13 protein-coding genes and 1 riboswitch are annotated in these 17014 nt (G+C 29.0%); of the genes, 12 read left to right on the forward strand and 1 reads right to left on the reverse strand.

From position 1 onward, the window contains the following. Positions 1-501: 501 nt before the first annotated feature. Positions 502-1701: a DHHA1 domain-containing protein gene (locus L3B98_RS11010; RefSeq protein WP_238916634.1), complete on the reverse strand. Its 1200-nt coding sequence runs from the start codon at positions 1699-1701 to the stop codon at positions 502-504. Positions 1702-2063: 362 nt separating this feature from the next. Between L3B98_RS11010 and L3B98_RS11015 the strand changes: the two genes are divergently transcribed. The 12 genes from L3B98_RS11015 (at position 2064) to L3B98_RS11070 (ending at position 16849) form a co-directional block, all read left to right on the forward strand. Then, the gene (locus L3B98_RS11015) at positions 2064-2597 is read left to right on the forward strand and encodes a putative ABC transporter permease (RefSeq protein ID WP_238916635.1); all 534 of its coding nucleotides are present in this window, start codon (positions 2064-2066) and stop codon (positions 2595-2597) included. A 590-nt stretch (positions 2598-3187) separates the two neighbouring features. After that, positions 3188-3865: a hydrolase gene (locus L3B98_RS11020; RefSeq protein WP_238916636.1), complete on the forward strand. Its 678-nt coding sequence runs from the start codon at positions 3188-3190 to the stop codon at positions 3863-3865. A gap of 154 nt (positions 3866-4019) precedes the next feature. Further along, positions 4020-4188, forward strand: a riboswitch (Lysine riboswitch). Positions 4189-4464: 276 nt separating this feature from the next. Further along, positions 4465-5760 carry a diaminopimelate decarboxylase gene (gene lysA, locus L3B98_RS11025; RefSeq protein WP_238916637.1) on the forward strand — a complete coding sequence of 432 codons (1296 nt, stop codon included), beginning with the start codon at positions 4465-4467 and terminating at the stop codon, positions 5758-5760. A gap of 374 nt (positions 5761-6134) precedes the next feature. After that, the gene (gene lepB / locus L3B98_RS11030; protein ID WP_015395516.1) at positions 6135-6689 is read left to right on the forward strand and encodes a signal peptidase I; all 555 of its coding nucleotides are present in this window, start codon (positions 6135-6137) and stop codon (positions 6687-6689) included. Between the two features lie 57 nt (positions 6690-6746). After that, positions 6747-7277, forward strand: a complete 531-nt coding sequence (gene lepB / locus L3B98_RS11035) for a signal peptidase I (RefSeq protein ID WP_173682166.1) — start codon at positions 6747-6749, stop codon at positions 7275-7277. 169 nt (positions 7278-7446) lie between these two features. Then, on the forward strand, positions 7447-7668 hold the full coding sequence (locus L3B98_RS11040; protein WP_238916638.1) for a DUF3006 domain-containing protein: 222 nt from the start codon (positions 7447-7449) through the stop codon (positions 7666-7668). Positions 7669-7722: 54 nt separating this feature from the next. Continuing rightward, positions 7723-9810 carry an ATP-dependent zinc metalloprotease FtsH gene (ftsH, locus tag L3B98_RS11045; RefSeq protein WP_238916639.1) on the forward strand — a complete coding sequence of 696 codons (2088 nt, stop codon included), beginning with the start codon at positions 7723-7725 and terminating at the stop codon, positions 9808-9810. Between the two features lie 415 nt (positions 9811-10225). Continuing rightward, positions 10226-12397 carry an RNA polymerase recycling motor HelD gene (helD, locus tag L3B98_RS11050; RefSeq protein WP_238916640.1) on the forward strand — a complete coding sequence of 724 codons (2172 nt, stop codon included), beginning with the start codon at positions 10226-10228 and terminating at the stop codon, positions 12395-12397. Positions 12398-13067: 670 nt separating this feature from the next. After that, positions 13068-13916 carry an ABC transporter substrate-binding protein gene (locus L3B98_RS11055; protein ID WP_238916641.1) on the forward strand — a complete coding sequence of 283 codons (849 nt, stop codon included), beginning with the start codon at positions 13068-13070 and terminating at the stop codon, positions 13914-13916. A gap of 129 nt (positions 13917-14045) precedes the next feature. Beyond that, positions 14046-15242, forward strand: a complete 1197-nt coding sequence (locus tag L3B98_RS11060; RefSeq protein ID WP_238916642.1) for a M20 family metallopeptidase — start codon at positions 14046-14048, stop codon at positions 15240-15242. A 220-nt stretch (positions 15243-15462) separates the two neighbouring features. Further along, the gene (locus L3B98_RS11065; RefSeq protein WP_015395509.1) at positions 15463-16140 is read left to right on the forward strand and encodes an amino acid ABC transporter permease; all 678 of its coding nucleotides are present in this window, start codon (positions 15463-15465) and stop codon (positions 16138-16140) included. Beyond that, on the forward strand, positions 16127-16849 hold the full coding sequence (locus L3B98_RS11070) for an ATP-binding cassette domain-containing protein (RefSeq protein WP_015395508.1): 723 nt from the start codon (positions 16127-16129) through the stop codon (positions 16847-16849). Before L3B98_RS11065 ends, L3B98_RS11070 begins: the two co-directional genes overlap by 14 nt. Positions 16850-17014: the final 165 nt, after the last annotated feature.

A 17014-nucleotide genomic window follows, 5' to 3' on the forward strand; every position in this document is an offset into this window, starting at 1 on the left:
AATGCTTTAAAGTTTATTTTATAAAAAAATGTTGGTAGATTTAATACCAACATTTTTTTATGCATTTAATATATAGATATCTATTTAAGAGTTTAACTTATAGATGGAATATGTATACACTCTTGAGAAATTAAAACTTTACACTAGAAATATGACACATTTTTTCTGGAGCAGGCATGTGAAATTGAGCTGCTGAAGGTTGTTAATGGGGGCTTGTTTCATTTACAGCTTGTCTAAAAGTGAATGTCCAAAAAGTAAGTGTCCAAATTTTATATTTGGAAACACGAACTTTCTCTCTGGAGCTTTTATATTTGGAAACATGAACTTTCTCCTTGGGGATTTTATATCTGGAACACGCTGTAAATGACGACAAGCCCCCATTTAGAACCTTCCAGCAAAAATTTCACTAGTCCTGCGGAAGATAACTGTATCATATTTCGGTGATTGTTGCATAAGTCTATTTCTTGATTTGGATATCTATATAAATTAAAGTCTATGGATTTATATAGATTGAGTTATTTTATTGAAGGCATAGTCTAATGTACTTTCAAGGTTTGCATTGTTTTTACCTGCACCTTGAGCTTGGAAGGGGCTTCCACCACCTTTACCGTCAATAAGAGATATTGCATCTTTTAGTAAATCGTTCATTTTAACTTCTTTAATATCTTTTGAGCAGGCAAAGATAAGATTAACTTTTTCTTCTGATTGTACGGCCATTAAAGCAATTGTACGTTCATTTTCAATTAGCTTTGAAGTGAGATTGCTTACATATTTTAAGTTCTCGCCGACAAAGATTTTTTTTATGACTCTAATATCATTTAGTTTAGCCGCATCCTCAAGCATTTCTTTTTCTTGATATTTAGCTAACAAAATATTAAGACTTTTATTCATTTCATTAGTAGTACGAAGACTTTCATTTAAATTTTTAATACCATTTATAGCCTCACTTTCATTACAGCTTAAATATCTGCAGATGGAATTTTGAAATTCATCTTTTTTGAAGGAATCAGAAACAGCACGTTCACCAGCTAAAAATTCTATTCTTGTTCCATCTTTATGTTTTTCAAATCTTTTAATCTTAATTAGCCTTAAGTCAAGAGTTGATGCAGGATGAAGTCCACAACATGCATTTATATCAAAATCTCCTATTTTTACAACTCTAATATCTTCTTGCGTGTTAGGAAGAGCACGTCTAAGTGTTAATTTTTTTAATTCAGCTTTAGTTGGAACAAAAGATTCTACAGGTATAGCATCACCAATAATTTTATTTGCAAGCTTTTCTGCTTCTCGTACTTGTTCCTCGGATAAAATGCCGTAAATATCAACGGTGCTTATATCAGAACCTAAATGGATTGCAAAAGTATTGGAGTTAAAAAGATTAAAGAAGGCACCTGATAAAACATGTTGCCCTAAATGCTGATGCATACCATCAGTTCTTCTATTCCAATCAATCATACATTTCACTTTATGGATTTTAATAGGCTTCTTTTCAAGAACGTGGTATACTATGTCGTCTTTTTCATATACATCAATAATTTTTTCATTCTCTAAAGATCCAAGATCACAATTCTGCCCTCCTCCACCTGGGAAAAATGCTGTTTTATCTAATATAACGTGAAATTTGTTATCAATTTCTTTTATATCAACGATTTCAGCAGTAAATTTCTTAAGATATTGGTTATCATAATAAATTTTTTCCATATGTAAGTTACCCTCCTAAGATACTCTTATATCTAAAATTCAGTTATCAAATTTATAATAATACAAATTTTCAGATGAATTTAGAAATTAAATAATATTATTATAACATATAGATATCAAATTTAAGAGTTTAACTTATAAATTGAATATACACGTATCTAATTTCGGTAATTGTTGCATAAATATAATTCTTACGTTGTGTATCTATATATTCTAATTGATAATTTACATTGCTAACAATTGGATTTTTATAAGAAAAAAAACACCTTTTATAAAAATAATAATTTAAATATATATCTAAGGATAAAAAAAATTACATCTACAAATACTATTTTTAAATTACAGGAAAAGGTGGTTAATTGATGGATGTAATGTTTTATTTAACATTCAATTTTATATTATATTCTTTTTTAGGATGGTCAATAGAAGAAGTATATAGTTTTGCAATTGCAAAAACTTTCAAGAAGGAAGGTTTTTTAATAGGTCCATTTAAGCCTATGTATGGTATAGCATTTACAAGTTTAGTTATATGTAATGAAATACTTGAAATTCAAGGTGTATCTTTGATATTATTATATTTCCTAATACCAACAACTGTTGAATATATAAGTGGATATATTTTGAAGCATATTTTTAATAAAGTTTATTGGGATTATTCAAAGTATAAATATAATATTTATGGATATATAACTCTTAGTTTTTCAGTATGTTGGATGATTCTTTGTTATATAGGGATTAATTTTTTTCATCCAGTAGTACATGAGCTATATTTATTAGCAGAGAAAAGTTTATATATTGTATTATATACATCTTTACTACTAATAATATTTGATTTGATTTTAACAATGCAAGATTATAAAAAAATATTGTTTAATAGAAAAAATATTAAAGATTAAAGAATATTTTATTTTTAATTGCGTTGATTATTATTAGATGATATATTTAAAATATATAAATAGAAAAAAATGTAATTATTATTAATAAATTCATATTTTTTTGTTTATTAGAAAATATGAATTTATTTTTGATGGAAATTATATAATTATATTAGCATTTATTTTTCACGTGAAAATTTCTTTACAATTTAGTGAAGATTGTGCGTAAAGTATAGTTAATTTGTAATCTGTGAATAAGTTTGTGGACAAAGTGTATATTATATTTATGAAAATATACGTTAAAGCTAGTAAATATGGGCATTGTTCATAGTGTTGATAAGTGTGTTTTGAATGTGGATAACTTTTGATAAACGGTATTATAAATTACTATTGAACTAAGTTTTTGTGATTGAATTTTTACAGTAATATTTTTATAAGATAATTATAAGGGCTTTATTAATAATAAACATACTTGTGGATAAAAACTGTGGATAATGTGGATAAACAAAATTTAACTTTCAGAATGAGGATAAAAGAGTATAATATAATAAGTTATTATATAGTGATTTTAATTTTAAGCTCTAAAAATTGATGTGGAGGGGATATAATCTATGACAACATATAAAGAAGCTAAATTTATTCCACAAATAAAAGGTACTCTTAGAAATCATGTCATTGAAGTTCCAGCTGTTATAAGAAATTGTGGTGGAATTAATATTTTTGGAAAAAGAATAAAGTCATTACTTTTTACTACAGATGTAGCGTTAATAAGAAATAGTAATGCAGATGCAATAATTGCAGTATATCCTTTTACACCACAGCCAATAATAACACAAGCATTAGTAATGTCAGCTGACGTTCCAGTTTTTTGTGGCGTTGGTGGAGGAATTACTCAAGGGAAAAGAGTTGTTAATTTAGCAATGGATGCAGAATTTAAAGGGGCCATGGGCGTTGTTGTAAATGCTCCAACTAGCAATGAAGTTGTTAAGAAGATAAGAGCAACTATAGATATACCTGTAATAGTAACTGTAATTTCAGAAGATGAAGATATTGCAAAAAGAATAGAAGCTGGAGCAACTATATTGAATGTTTCAGGCGGTAAAAATACAGCCAATATAGTAAAAAATATCAGAAAAAGGTTTCCTGAATTCCCTATAATAGCTACTGGTGGACCTACAGAGGAGTCCATAAGTAAAACAATACAAGCAGGGGCAAATGCCATTACTTATACCCCCCCATCTTCAGCAAGTATTATGGGAGATCTTATGGATGAATATAGAAAAGAATAGGAAACTATTTTGATTAGCAAAAAAATGTTGATTTAACTTCAATTTATGGTATCATATTTGTAATAGTTTAATAAGATAATAAGGAACAAGGATCAATGTTTAATTATCAATGATGGATTTATTATTGACAATTGAAAATTGCCAAATGTTATTGACCTGGGGTAGAGGAGCTGTAATAAAGAGTAAGTATAAGGAGCTTGCAGGCTAAGATTTATACTAAAAGGTATTATGGCCGAAGGAATAAATTATAATGCAGTAATTTATTTCTGGGTATTCATAGAATATGTGGATAACTGTCACGTAAGTGTTGAGCTACACGGTACTTTTTTCAGTTTATAATTTATAAAAGGTGAAGGATTATCTATTATAGATATTAAATATTTATAATGTATCTTTTTTTGTAAATTGATAATCGATGAAAATATGTGCGTATTATATAGCGTGAAAATTTACCACTCGTCACAGAAATATTCTGTGGCGTTTGTTGTTTTCATGGATATTTAGTAAAGTTTTCTTTAATTACAAGCTTTTAATCACAATTGTGATTTGCAAACTGTAAATTGTAATTTGTGTATTATATTAAATTGGGGGTTAAGCAAATGAAATTATTTGGAACAATGAAAACACAGGATAATCAACTAGTTGTTGGTGGTGTAAATGCTAAGGCTTTAGTAAAAGAATATGGAAGTCCACTTTATGTATTTGACGAAGCATTAATAAGAGATTATTGCAGAGATTATAGAAAATATTTTAAATGTGAAGAAAATAATAATAGAGTAGCTTTTGCTGGTAAGGCTTTTTTAACAGTTCAAATGTGTAAATTATTAAGAGAAGAGAACATGTCATTAGATGTTGTCTCTGGGGGCGAATTATATACGGCGTATAAGGCAGAGTTTCCACTTGAAAAAGTAATGTTTCATGGAAATAATAAAACTATAGATGAAATTGAGTTAGGGGTTAAGTTAGGTGTTGGCAATTTTGTCGTGGACAACTATTATGAGATGGAAACATTAAATAATATAGCTAAAGTGTATGATAAAGTTCAAAGTATTTATTTAAGAATAACACCAGGAATTGAGGCTCATACTCATGAATATATTAAAACTGGACAAATAGATTCTAAATTTGGCTTTGCGCCAATTGGAACTGTTATAGAAGATGCTATTAAAAAAGCAATAAGTTTGGAAAATATAAATCTAGCAGGAATACACTGTCACATAGGTTCACAAATTTTTGATTTAGAACCATATGAAGATGCTGTAGAGATAATGCTTGAACTTGTGAGAAATACTAAGGAAAACTTAGGATATCTTATTGAAGAGGTAGATTTTGGTGGCGGATTTGGAATATATTATACAGAGGAAGATGAACCAAAGACAACAGAAGAGTATTGTAGCGTTATAATTAACAAGGTTGATGAAGTTTGTGCAAGAACTGGTCAAGAAAGACCAATACTTACAATAGAACCGGGAAGAAGTATTGTAGCTAATGCGGGGCTTACATTATATACTGTGGGTTCAGTCAAAGAAATTCCTAGCGTAAGAAAATATGTTTCAGTTGATGGAGGAATGACTGATAACATAAGACCAGCTCTTTATAATGCTCAATATGAGTGTCTTCTAGCAAATAGGGTTACAGATGCTAATGAGGAAGTTGTAACTATTGCAGGAAAGTGTTGTGAATCTGGAGATATATTACTGGAGAATGTGAAGCTTCCTAAAGTTGAAAGTGGAGATATTTTAGCTATTATGACAACTGGAGCTTATGGATATTCTATGTCAAGTAATTATAATAGAATACCAAAACCTGCAGTAGTAATGGTTAAGGATAATGAAGCGAGATTAATTTGCAAAAGGGAATCTTACGAAGATTTATTAAAAAACGATGTTATATAAATAGCTGAGTAAATTAAAATACTAACTTACAATGCACAATCCTAAATTGCTTATTTGGGATTGTGCATTTGTCATTAGTTATGAGTTTTGTTAATGTAGTTGATATTGTGGATGTAACCTGTTTATGTTTGGAGTTAACAGTTAAGAGTTTTGCTGGGGATTATGTATTATAAACTAAAAATGTACTAGGTATCCTAAAAAATTAATAAGTTGTAAATATTTTAGACAATAAAGTATGATATACTAAAATGGTATGATAAAATATAAAATAAACCTATGTTTTAATTAAATTTTATAAGAAAGCAAAGGTTTTTAGCTTAATTGAAAATTGAGCATTGACAGTTGAAGTATAAATCTTTTATGGAGGTAGCATAGTGGCAGAAAATAATGAAAATCAAATAGAAGAAGCTAATAAAACTAAGAAAAAATCAAAATTAAAAGAGTGGATAATAGATTTATCTGTTGTTGCTTGCATAATACTTTTAATATGGAATTTTGTGGGTTATGGTGTTTGGATTACTAGCGGATCTATGTTGCCAACCTTACAGATCAAAGATAGATTAATCGTATCAAGGGTACATGATACTAAGAGTTTACAAGAAGGGGAGATAGTTTTATTTAAAAATGATGAATTCCCAGGAGAAATTTTAATAAAAAGATTAATAGGTCTTCCAGGTGATAAAATAGATATAAAAGAAGGTATTGTGTATAGGAATGGTGAAAAACTACAAGAAGATTATGTTAAAAATAATGAAATAATCAACAAATCATTTCAAGTACCAGAAAATAAATATTTTTTCTTAGGAGATAATAGAGCAAATTCAAATGACTCAAGACACTGGATAAATCCTTATGTAGATGCATCATATATAGAAGGAAAGGCAATATTGAGGTATTATCCAATAAATAAGTTTGAAGTGTTTAAATAAGAAGGAGAACATCTAATGAAAGAAACTATAGAAACAGATTTATCAAAAAAAGGATTAATGTCAAAACTAATAGGTAAAGGAAGCTTTTTTAGAGAATGGATAATTCCAATTGTTGCGGCTATAGGAATTGCGTGTTTAATAAATAAGTTTTTAGTGTATAATGTTTATATACCTAGTGAATCAATGGTTCCAACTTTAAATGTTGGTGATAAATTAATGGTAACAAGAGTTTATGATACAAGTAACATAAAAAGAGGAGATATAATTGTATTTTACTCAGATGAATTAAGCGAAGTACTTATAAAGAGAGCAATAGGACTTCCAGGAGATCATATTGAAATACATAATGGTATAGTTAATATTAATGGCCAAGATATTAAGGAAAATTATGTTAAAAATAATGAGATTTATAATGGTACATTTGATGTACCACAAAATAAATTCTTCTTTTTAGGGGATAACAGAAATCGATCTAATGATGCTAGAAAGTGGGCTAATCCATATATAGATGCTTCAAAGATTCAAGGAAAAGCTCAAATTAAATTTTATCCATTTAATGAGTTTGGAAGTTTATACTCTACTAAATAATTCCATAGAAAATTTTAAATTTCGCTGATATTTGACAATTAATTATGTTAACATATGTAAAAATATAATACTGCTTTACAAATTGATAATTGAAATTAACTACTCGTGGGATAAAAGGATTGGTTAACTAATCTTAGAATTAATTTATATTATGAAAAGAGGATGTTACATGAGTGAAAAGTATATAATAGATAGAGTAGAAGGCACTTTTGCAATTGTTGAGAATGAAGCTGGGGAAATGCAGGAAATATCTTTAAAGAATATAAAAGGTGAGTTCAAAGAAGGCGATATTTTAGTTAAAGTGAATGAATATTTTGAAATAGATGTAATATCTACATTGAAAAGAAAGTCACAAATCAAAAGTGATATGGAAGATATGTGGAGAGAATAATCTAATCTTTAAGTATTATTGTAAATAACAAATTGTATAAGAGAAGGTGATTAGATGATAGATAACAATAAAAATAATAAAAAAAATAACAAAGATAAAAATTCATTTATAGTAGCAATTACTTACTTTATAATAGCAATTGCATTTGTTATGGCATTTAACTATGCAAGAGATTCAGTTACAAATAAGGCAATTACATATAATGAGTTTATGCAGCTTTTACAAGACAAGGAAATTTCTAAGGTTGTTATAACAAGTGACAATTTATTAATCACACCAAGTGAAAATAATCAAGAATATAAGGGAAAAACATTATATACAGCCAATATAGCTGATGAAAATTTAATTTCAGCACTAAGAGCGGCCAATGTTGATTTTTATGGTCAAAGTCCTAGTAAAGAAGCTCCTATAATGAACTTTGTACTTACATGGATATTACCTTTAGTTCTAATATTCTTTATGTGGAAATTCTTGTTCTCCAAAATGGGCGGAGGTGGAGGCGGTGTCATGGGCATCGGCAAAAATAACGCCAAGGTTTATATGGAAAGTGAAATAAAAGTAACTTTTGATGATGTTGCAGGACAAGAAGAAGCTAAAGAATCATTAAAAGAAGTAATAGATTTCTTAAATGGGCCAACAAAATATACTGAAATTGGAGCTAAATTACCTAAAGGAGTTTTACTTGTAGGACCTCCAGGAACAGGAAAGACACTTATAGCTAAAGCTGTAGCAGGAGAAGCTAAAGTACCATTCTTCTCACTATCAGGTTCAAGTTTTGTTGAAATGTTTGTTGGAGTTGGAGCATCAAGAGTTAGAGAGTTATTTAAGGATGCAGTAGCAAAGGCACCATGTATCATATTTATAGATGAAATAGATGCAATTGGTAAAAGTAGAGATAATCAAATGCAAAGTAATGATGAAAGAGAACAAACTTTAAATCAATTACTATCTGAAATGGATGGGTTTGATTCATCAAAGGGTATAGTTATCCTTGGAGCTACAAATAGACCTGAGATACTTGACAAGGCGCTTTTAAGACCAGGTAGATTTGATAGAAGAGTTATTGTTGATAGACCAGAATTTAAGGGAAGAGAAGCAATACTAAATGTTCATTCTAAAAATGTGCATTTAGGTGAAGATGTTAATTTAGCTGAGATAGCTAGAAGTACTCCAGGCGCTGTTGGAGCTGATCTTGCAAATATCATAAATGAAGCGGCCTTAAGAGCAGTAAGAAGAGGCAGAAAAACAGTGCTTCAAGAAGACTTAAGAGAATCAGTTGAAGTTGTAATAGCAGGAAAAGAAAAGAAGGATGTAATTCTTTCACCAAAAGAAAGAGAAATAGTATCTTATCATGAAGTAGGGCATGCACTTGCAGCTGCAATACTTAAAACAGACCCAGTACATAAAATAACAATAGTTCCTAGAACAATGGGTTCATTAGGATATACTATGTATACTGAGGAAGAGGATAAAAAGTTCCTACCATCAAAAGAATATTTTATAAATAGAATAGTTTCTATTCTTGCAGGAAGAGCAGCTGAAGAAGTATTTTTTAATATAGTTACAGCAGGAGCATCTGATGATATTAAGAAAGCTACATCAATTGCAAGAAGTATGGTTTCTATGTATGGAATGTCAGAAAGATTTGATATGGTTGCATTAGAATCCATAGAAAATAGATATTTAGATGGAAGAGCAGTTAAGAATTGTAGTGAAGAAACAGCTACATTAATAGATGAGGAAACTTTAAAAATAATAAGAACTTCTCATGAAAAGGCAAAACAAATATTAACTGAAAACAAAGAATTGGTAGAGAAAATAGCTAATACGCTTTTAGAAAAAGAAACTATATTTAGTGAAGAATTCTTAGAAATAGTTTATGAGAAATATCCAGAAATGAAGGAAGAAAGAGAAAAAGAAAAGTCTGAAAATGAAAAAAGAAGAAAAGAAATAGAAGAGAAAAGAGCTAAGAAGCATTCTTTAGATGTTATTATAGATGATAAAGATAATACTTCTGAAAAAAAGAGTGAGGTTACAGGTGATTTATTGGAAAGTAATTCATTAAATAACCATGAAGAACAAGAACAACAAGAAATAAAATCAGAATACAACAATACAGAAAATGAAGATAAGAATATATAAAATTTATTAGAAAATACTAATAATGAATGCACAATGGGGGAAGATGAACAAAAAATTATAATCCGTCATTGTGCATTTTAATGTTGACAACAGTTGATTAAAAATGCAAAATAAAGAAACAAATATGTATCTAATTTCTAGTGTAGTGTTACGATTATATTTTATCAATAATGCATGTATATTCCATTTATAAGTTTGATCTTTAAATTGGATATCTATAATAACCAAAAACTAATAATGAATAACCAGTTGTTAACTCAAAGCTAACTTAACTGTTAACTAACTGTCAACTCTAAACTCATAATTCTTAACTTTAAACTAACTGTTGACTCATAACTAATTTTAAGTTCCGTATTGCAGCATAGCTGCTCTTTTTATAGGTGTAACTCATAACTGAACTAAAGGGGGATAAATTTTGAATAAACAAGTGGATTTTTTACAAGAAGAAAGTAAATTAAATGAAATTTTGGATACCTTAAATAAGGAAATATTAAAGTATTTAGAGAAAAGAAAGAATGTGACCAATTATATTTTAGATGCCAGAAAAAAATATATTGAAGAATATAAGGATGATGAAGATCAAGTTATAGATTACTTTGATCATGAGAATTATGTTAAGGAAGAAGCATATAAGACAATTGATAAAAGATTAATGGAATTTACTAAGCTTAAAGAATCGCCGTATTTTGGAAAGGTTACATTTAAAGAAGATGATGAAATTCCAGAAGATATTTATATCGGAAGATATGGTTTTACATTAGAAGATAATTTTGAGCCATTAATTGTTGACTGGAGAGCACCTATTGCTGCTCTATTTTATAAAGGAGCACTTGGAAAATCAAGCTTTACTCCACCATCAGGGGAAGTAGCTGTAGATATTTTATCAAGAAAGCAGTTGATAATAAAAAAGGGAGAGCTTAAAGGTATATTTGATTCAGCTGTTGATATTAAAGATGAAATACTTCAAATGGTCTTAACTGAAAATTCATCGGATAAATTGAAAGATATTGTTATGACTATTCAAAAGGAACAAGATGAAATTATTAGAGAAGATAGAAATAAAGTAATAGTTGTAAATGGAGTTGCAGGATCGGGGAAAACTACTATTGCTCTTCACAGAATTTCATATTTGCTTTATAATTTTAGAAAGCAATTTGGAGATAAAGTGCTAATTTTTGCTCCTAATGATATCTTTATGGATTATATAGCTCAAGTATTGCCTTCTCTTGGAGAAAGCAATATAAAGCAAACAACTTTTGAAAACTTTGCAAGAAAAGAGCTTGGTTTAGAATATGAAAATATCAAAGGTTTCTCAAGTTCTGTAGAAGAGGTTATGAATGGGAATACTGATGCATTCAAGGAGTATAAATATAAAAGTTCAGAAGAATTTTTGAAATTACTGAATTTCAATATTCATGGACTAGATAAGGAATACTTTAAAATAAAACCAGTAAAATTTAAAGGCGAAGATATAGTAGCAATTGACGAAATTAAGGAATTATTTAACGTTTATTATAAGGATATGCCTTTGTTTAGAAGAAGTGAAAAAATAAAAAGAATACTCATATCTAATATTAAAGATAAAAGAGATGAGGAATTTTATAAATTAAATACTGAATTCAAAGAAAAAATTAATAGCTTATCTGAAGAAGAATTAGCAACTGAAAAGAATAATTTAGAATATTTGAGAAAAATTAAAATAAGAGAAATTGTTAGAGCTGTTATGAATTCACGTGATGAATTGGATACTTGGATTAGACCAGAATCGATTATAGACATTTACAAAAGAATAGTTAATTCAAATTTAGGAAAAGAATATGTTGAAAAAACTGATGATTTAGATAATGAAATTTCGGATGACAGCTTAGGATATATGGATTTAGCAGGAATTTTGTATTTATCAGTTAAATTAAAAGGCATAAAAATGAGAGAAGAAATAAAGCATATTGTTATTGATGAAGCTCAGGATTATAGCATGATACAATTTGAAATAATTAAGGAAATGACAGGTTGTAAGAGCTATACAATAGTAGGAGATTCAAATCAAAGATTAATAAATACTGAAGATGAGCCAGCAATGCTTCATTTAGAAGATGTTTTTAATGATATAAATGCAGAAATTAAAACCTATGAGTTAAATAAGAGTTATAGGTCAACCCAAGAAATTATGGAATATGCAAATGCCTTTTTAGAAGTGGATAAAATTGTGCCTTTAGTTAGAAAAGGAGAGCCTGTAATAGAAGAAGATACGTCAAATAGCGATGAATTTGTAAATACAATTAGTTCTATCTTAGAAGATTACGAGGATGATGGCTATGAAAATATAGCGATAATTTTCAATGGAAAAGAAGAACTAAATAAATTTGCTCCTGTTATTAAGGAAAAAATGAGTATACAAAGTTTAGATAGTGAGGATATTACTTATAAAGGTGGAAGAGTTCTCATTCCAGCATATTTAGCAAAAGGTTTGGAATTTGATGGCGTAATAATAGTAGAAGAAAGTGAAATCCAACCGTTAGTTAAGTATATTATGTGTACTAGAGCATTACATAGGCTATCAGTTGTTAAACATATAAGTTCTAATTAATGCTGTACATCTTAATTTGAGATATTTTGAAAGTGAAGTGAGTATTCAAAAAGTGAATGTCCAAAAAGTAAGTGTCCAAATTTTATATTTGGTTACATGAACTTTCTCCCTGGAGCTTTTACATTTGGAAACATGAACTTTCTCTTTGAGCTTTTGTATTTGGTAATATAAGCTTTCTCCTTGGAACTTTAATCTTTGGAAACATAAGCTCTCTCATTGGAGTTTATATATTTGGCGGCACGAACTTTTTTCTTGGAGTTTTTACAATTGGAAATTTGATCTTTTTCTTTGAGCTTATATAATTAATTGATCATTGAAAATTGATAATTGAATATGAATAAAGTGGTGACAAGTTTGGGGTGAAATTCCAAGCTTGTCACTATTTTTATGAATAAATTTTTACCAATTATGCAAACTAAAAATAATATGATCTGTAATTATAAATTTTCAATACTTACTCTTAAACTAATGATCCAAGCTAGCTTGAATACTGCAGTTATAGAAATATTTACATAATTTATTGAGGAATATTATGTATACTTAAATAATTAAATTAAAATGATATTTTTAATATTTATTCAAAAAAGTTAAAAAAATAGTATTGCATAAATATAAAAATGTGTGTATAATTATGCTAATGATTAGTGATGGAAAAGCGGAGGGATAAATAATGAAAATTGGAATAATAAAGAAATTAATAGCTGTAGTAGCAGTAACAACATTAGCAATAGGTATGGTTGGCTGCGGAAATACTGAAAAAAAGGATACAGGTAATGCTGGAACTGGAACTACAAAAACAGCAGGATCAACACTAGAAGCAATAAAGTCAAAAGGAAAACTTGTTGTTGGAACAAGTGCAGATTATGCACCATATGAATTCCATAAAGAAATAGATGGAAAAGATCAAATAGTTGGATTTGATATTGAAATTGCAAAGCAATTTGCAAAAGATTTAGGGGTAGAACTTGAAATGAAGGATATGGCTTTTGATGGATTACTTGTAGCGCTTCAAGCAGATAAGGTTGATATGGTGTTTGCAGGAATGACACCAACAGAAGAAAGAAAACAAAATGCAGATTTCTCAGATATATATTTTGTTGCTTCACATAGATTTATATTAAGATCAGGAGAAGAAGCTTCAATAAGCAAAATTGAAGACTTAAAAGGAAAGAAAATTGGAGTTCAAAAGGGATCAATCCAAGAAGGTATTGCAAAGGACAACTTTGATGCAGATAAAATTAAATCTTTAGATAAAGTTCCTGATTTAATATTAGATTTGAAGAATAAAAAAGTAGATGCAGTTTTAGTTGAATCAACAGTTGCAGATATAACTGTTCAAAAGAATCCAGGAATTGCAATTGCAAGTAATTTAGAAGTTAAAGATCCAGATGGTGGATGTGCAGTAGCAATGAAAAAAGGTTCGGATTTAAAAGCAGAAGTAAACAAAACTTTAAAGAAATTACAAGATGAAAATAAGATTAAACAACTTTTCACAGATGCAAATAAATTAGCAGAATAATTACTTATAGTAGTTAATATGATTTAATAAAACAATTAAGACAGTAGAAATTAGAGTTTAAGGCAACACTTCTTAAAATATTAAGATTGTGATGCCTTAACTTATTATTGATAGGATGTGATTATAGCAATGAATATAATGAGCGAAGCTTTTGATTTAAATGAGGAAATAGTAAAATGGAGAAGAGATCTTCATAAAATACCAGAAATAGGCATTAATTTACCAAGTACGTGTGAGTATGTGAAAAATAGATTAGATGAAATAGGTGTTGCTTATACTACATATGAAAAGCATTCTGGCATATCGGCTGTTTTGGGTAAGAAAGCTGGGAAAACAATTGCTATAAGAGCGGACATGGATGCATTGGAAATTAAAGAAGAAACAAAGTTAGCTTTTAAATCTGAAAATGAGAATATGCATGCTTGTGGTCATGACGCACATATGGCAATATTGCTTGGAGTGGCTAAAATACTTAAAGATAATGAAGAAAAAATAAATGGAAAAGTGAAATTAATATTTCAACCATCCGAGGAATGTGCACCAGGTGGAGCATTAGCAATGATTGAAGATGGAGTTTTAGAAAATCCTAAAGTGGATGCAATGTTAGCATTACATGTTGAGAATACTTTAAAAGATTATAAAAACGGAGATGTAATGGTTAAGTATGGAAGTGTAAGTGCATATGAGGATCCAATTAACATGAAAATAATTGGCAAGGGGGGACATGCATCCACTCCAGATTTATGCATAGATCCAATCTCTATTGCTACATTAATTATCAACAATATTCAATATATCTTAACTAGAGAAATAAAACAAACTATACCAACAGTTATAAGCTTTAGCAGTATTCAAGGGGGAAAAAATTCTAATAATATTATTCCTGATATGGTAGAAGTAAAGGGAACTGTAAGAAATACAGATGTAGAAACAAGAAAATATGTATTAAGAAGAATAGAAGAAATTGTAGCAGGATTAACCAAATTAATGAGAGCAGACTATGAATTGAATTTTGATGGTGGATGTTCTGGAGTTGTTAATGATGATAATATGGTAAACCTGTTCCTAAAATCTTCGAAAAAAATATTAAAAGAAGATGAAATTCATATTGAAAAGGAATATAATATGGGGGCAGAAGATGCAGGATTTTTCTTTGAAAGGGTTAGAGGCTGCTATTTTAGGTTATGTAATCCAATGGCATTTGAAGATGGAATAGTATATCCAGCACATAATTCAAAATATCTTATGGATGATTCGGTATTATATAAGGGAGTTGCTTTATTTTTACAAACAGCTATTGATTATTTATCAGAAGTAAATAATTAAGCATTGACAAGTGGCCTTTCAGCAGTGATAATTGACAAGGAATCAATTTGCAATTGTCAGTTATCGATTGTCAATTATCAACGATAATGGATGAGTGATTGTTGATAATAGACTATTGAATATTAGCTTAATACTGAGTTTTCAGTGGAGGCAATGAGTTTATTGACAATTGAGCCTTGATAATTGATCATTACTAAATTAATAATTAGGAGGGAAAGAATTGAATTTTTCATTTTTAAATCAATATTATGATTATTATTTAAAAGGAGCAGTAATAACTATTTTATTAGCTTTTTTTGCAGTTATATTCGGAACTATTTTAGGATTAATATTATCACTTTTAAGACGTTCTAAAATTAAAGCTTTGTCCTTAATTTCAAAAGTTTATGTTGAATTTGTAAGAGGTACTCCGATTTTAGTTCAAATCTATATAATTTATATTGGGTTTCCTACGCTTGATGGACTGCCAAAAATAATGGATATTCCAATTGGAGATTTGTTGGTTGGTGTAATTGCTTTAGCATTAAATTCTGCTGCATATGTATCTGAAATAATAAGAGCTGGAATTGAAGCAGTAGATAAGGGGCAAATGGAAGCTGCACGAAGTTTAGGTATGAATCAAAGATTAGCAATGTTTGAAATAATAATACCTCAAGCATTTAAAAATATATTGCCAGCTTTAGGAAATGAGTTTATTTCTGTAGTTAAAGAGTCATCACAGGTTTCTGTCATAGGAGTAGCAGAGCTTATGTTTAAGGCAGGAATAGTAAGGGGGAATACAGCATTAGGATTAGAACCAATAATTGTTGCAGCTGTAGTTTACTTTATATTAACATTCACTTTGACAAGAGGTTTGGGTTATGTAGAAAGGAGGCTTAAAGCTAGTGATATACGTTAATGATTTACATAAAAGCTTTGGAAAAAATAAAGTATTAAAGGGTATAGATGAGCATATTCAAAAAGGTGAAGTTGTAGTTATAATTGGACCATCTGGATCAGGTAAAAGTACATTTTTAAGATGCCTTAATCTATTAGATGAACCAACTTCAGGTACAATAACTTTTGAAGGTAAAGATATAACTTCAAAAGCAACCAATATAGATGAAATGAGAGAAAAGATGGGGATGGTGTTCCAGCACTTTAATCTATTTCCTCATAAAACTGTTTGTGAAAATATATGTTTAGCACCTATAAAAGTAAAAGGAATGTCAAAGGATGAAGCTAAGAAAATAGCTGTTTCACTATTAGAAAAGGTAGGATTATTGGATAAGATAGATGCATATCCTGCTTCATTATCAGGAGGACAAAAGCAGAGAATTGCAATAGCTAGAGCCTTAGCTATGCAGCCAGATGTTATGCTTTTTGATGAGCCAACTTCAGCTTTAGATCCTGAAATGGTTGGAGAAGTTTTAAGTGTTATGAAAAACCTTGCGAAGGAAGGTATGACAATGGTAGTTGTTACTCACGAAATGGGATTTGCAAGAGAAGTTGGAGATAGAATATTATTTATAGATGGCGGAAAAATAATAGAATCAGGAACTCCAGATGAAGTATTTAAGAATCCACAAAATCCACGTACAATAGACTTCTTATCAAAGGTACTATAATACCTTTAAAAAATTATATATAATTTCTAATAAAGATTGAACATATCAATTGAAGAAATACTTAGGGGATTTCCCTAATAATTGATAACTGAATATTAATAATTATAGTTTATGTTAAGATGTTTAAAATAAATGTTGTTATATAATAAATGCTCAAGTATAAAT

Origin of the sequence: Clostridium sp. YIM B02555 (genome assembly GCF_022320955.1) — a bacterium.
GTDB lineage: Bacteria > Bacillota > Clostridia > Clostridiales > Clostridiaceae > Clostridium > Clostridium saccharoperbutylacetonicum.

Excerpts from the sequence above, each read along its gene's own strand:
- lepB (WP_173682166.1), top strand. The coding sequence starts at position 6,747 with ATGTCAAAACTAATAGGTAAAGGAAGCTTTTTTAGAGAATGGATAATT.
- L3B98_RS11010 (WP_238916634.1), bottom strand. The coding sequence starts at position 1,701 with ATGGAAAAAATTTATTATGATAACCAATATCTTAAGAAATTTACTGCT.
- L3B98_RS11040 (WP_238916638.1), top strand. The coding sequence starts at position 7,447 with ATGAGTGAAAAGTATATAATAGATAGAGTAGAAGGCACTTTTGCAATT.
- L3B98_RS11015 (WP_238916635.1), top strand. The coding sequence starts at position 2,064 with ATGGATGTAATGTTTTATTTAACATTCAATTTTATATTATATTCTTTT.
- lysA (WP_238916637.1), top strand. The coding sequence starts at position 4,465 with ATGAAATTATTTGGAACAATGAAAACACAGGATAATCAACTAGTTGTT.
- L3B98_RS11060 (WP_238916642.1), top strand. The coding sequence starts at position 14,046 with ATGAATATAATGAGCGAAGCTTTTGATTTAAATGAGGAAATAGTAAAA.
- L3B98_RS11020 (WP_238916636.1), top strand. The coding sequence starts at position 3,188 with ATGACAACATATAAAGAAGCTAAATTTATTCCACAAATAAAAGGTACT.
- L3B98_RS11055 (WP_238916641.1), top strand. The coding sequence starts at position 13,068 with ATGAAAATTGGAATAATAAAGAAATTAATAGCTGTAGTAGCAGTAACA.
- ftsH (WP_238916639.1), top strand. The coding sequence starts at position 7,723 with ATGATAGATAACAATAAAAATAATAAAAAAAATAACAAAGATAAAAAT.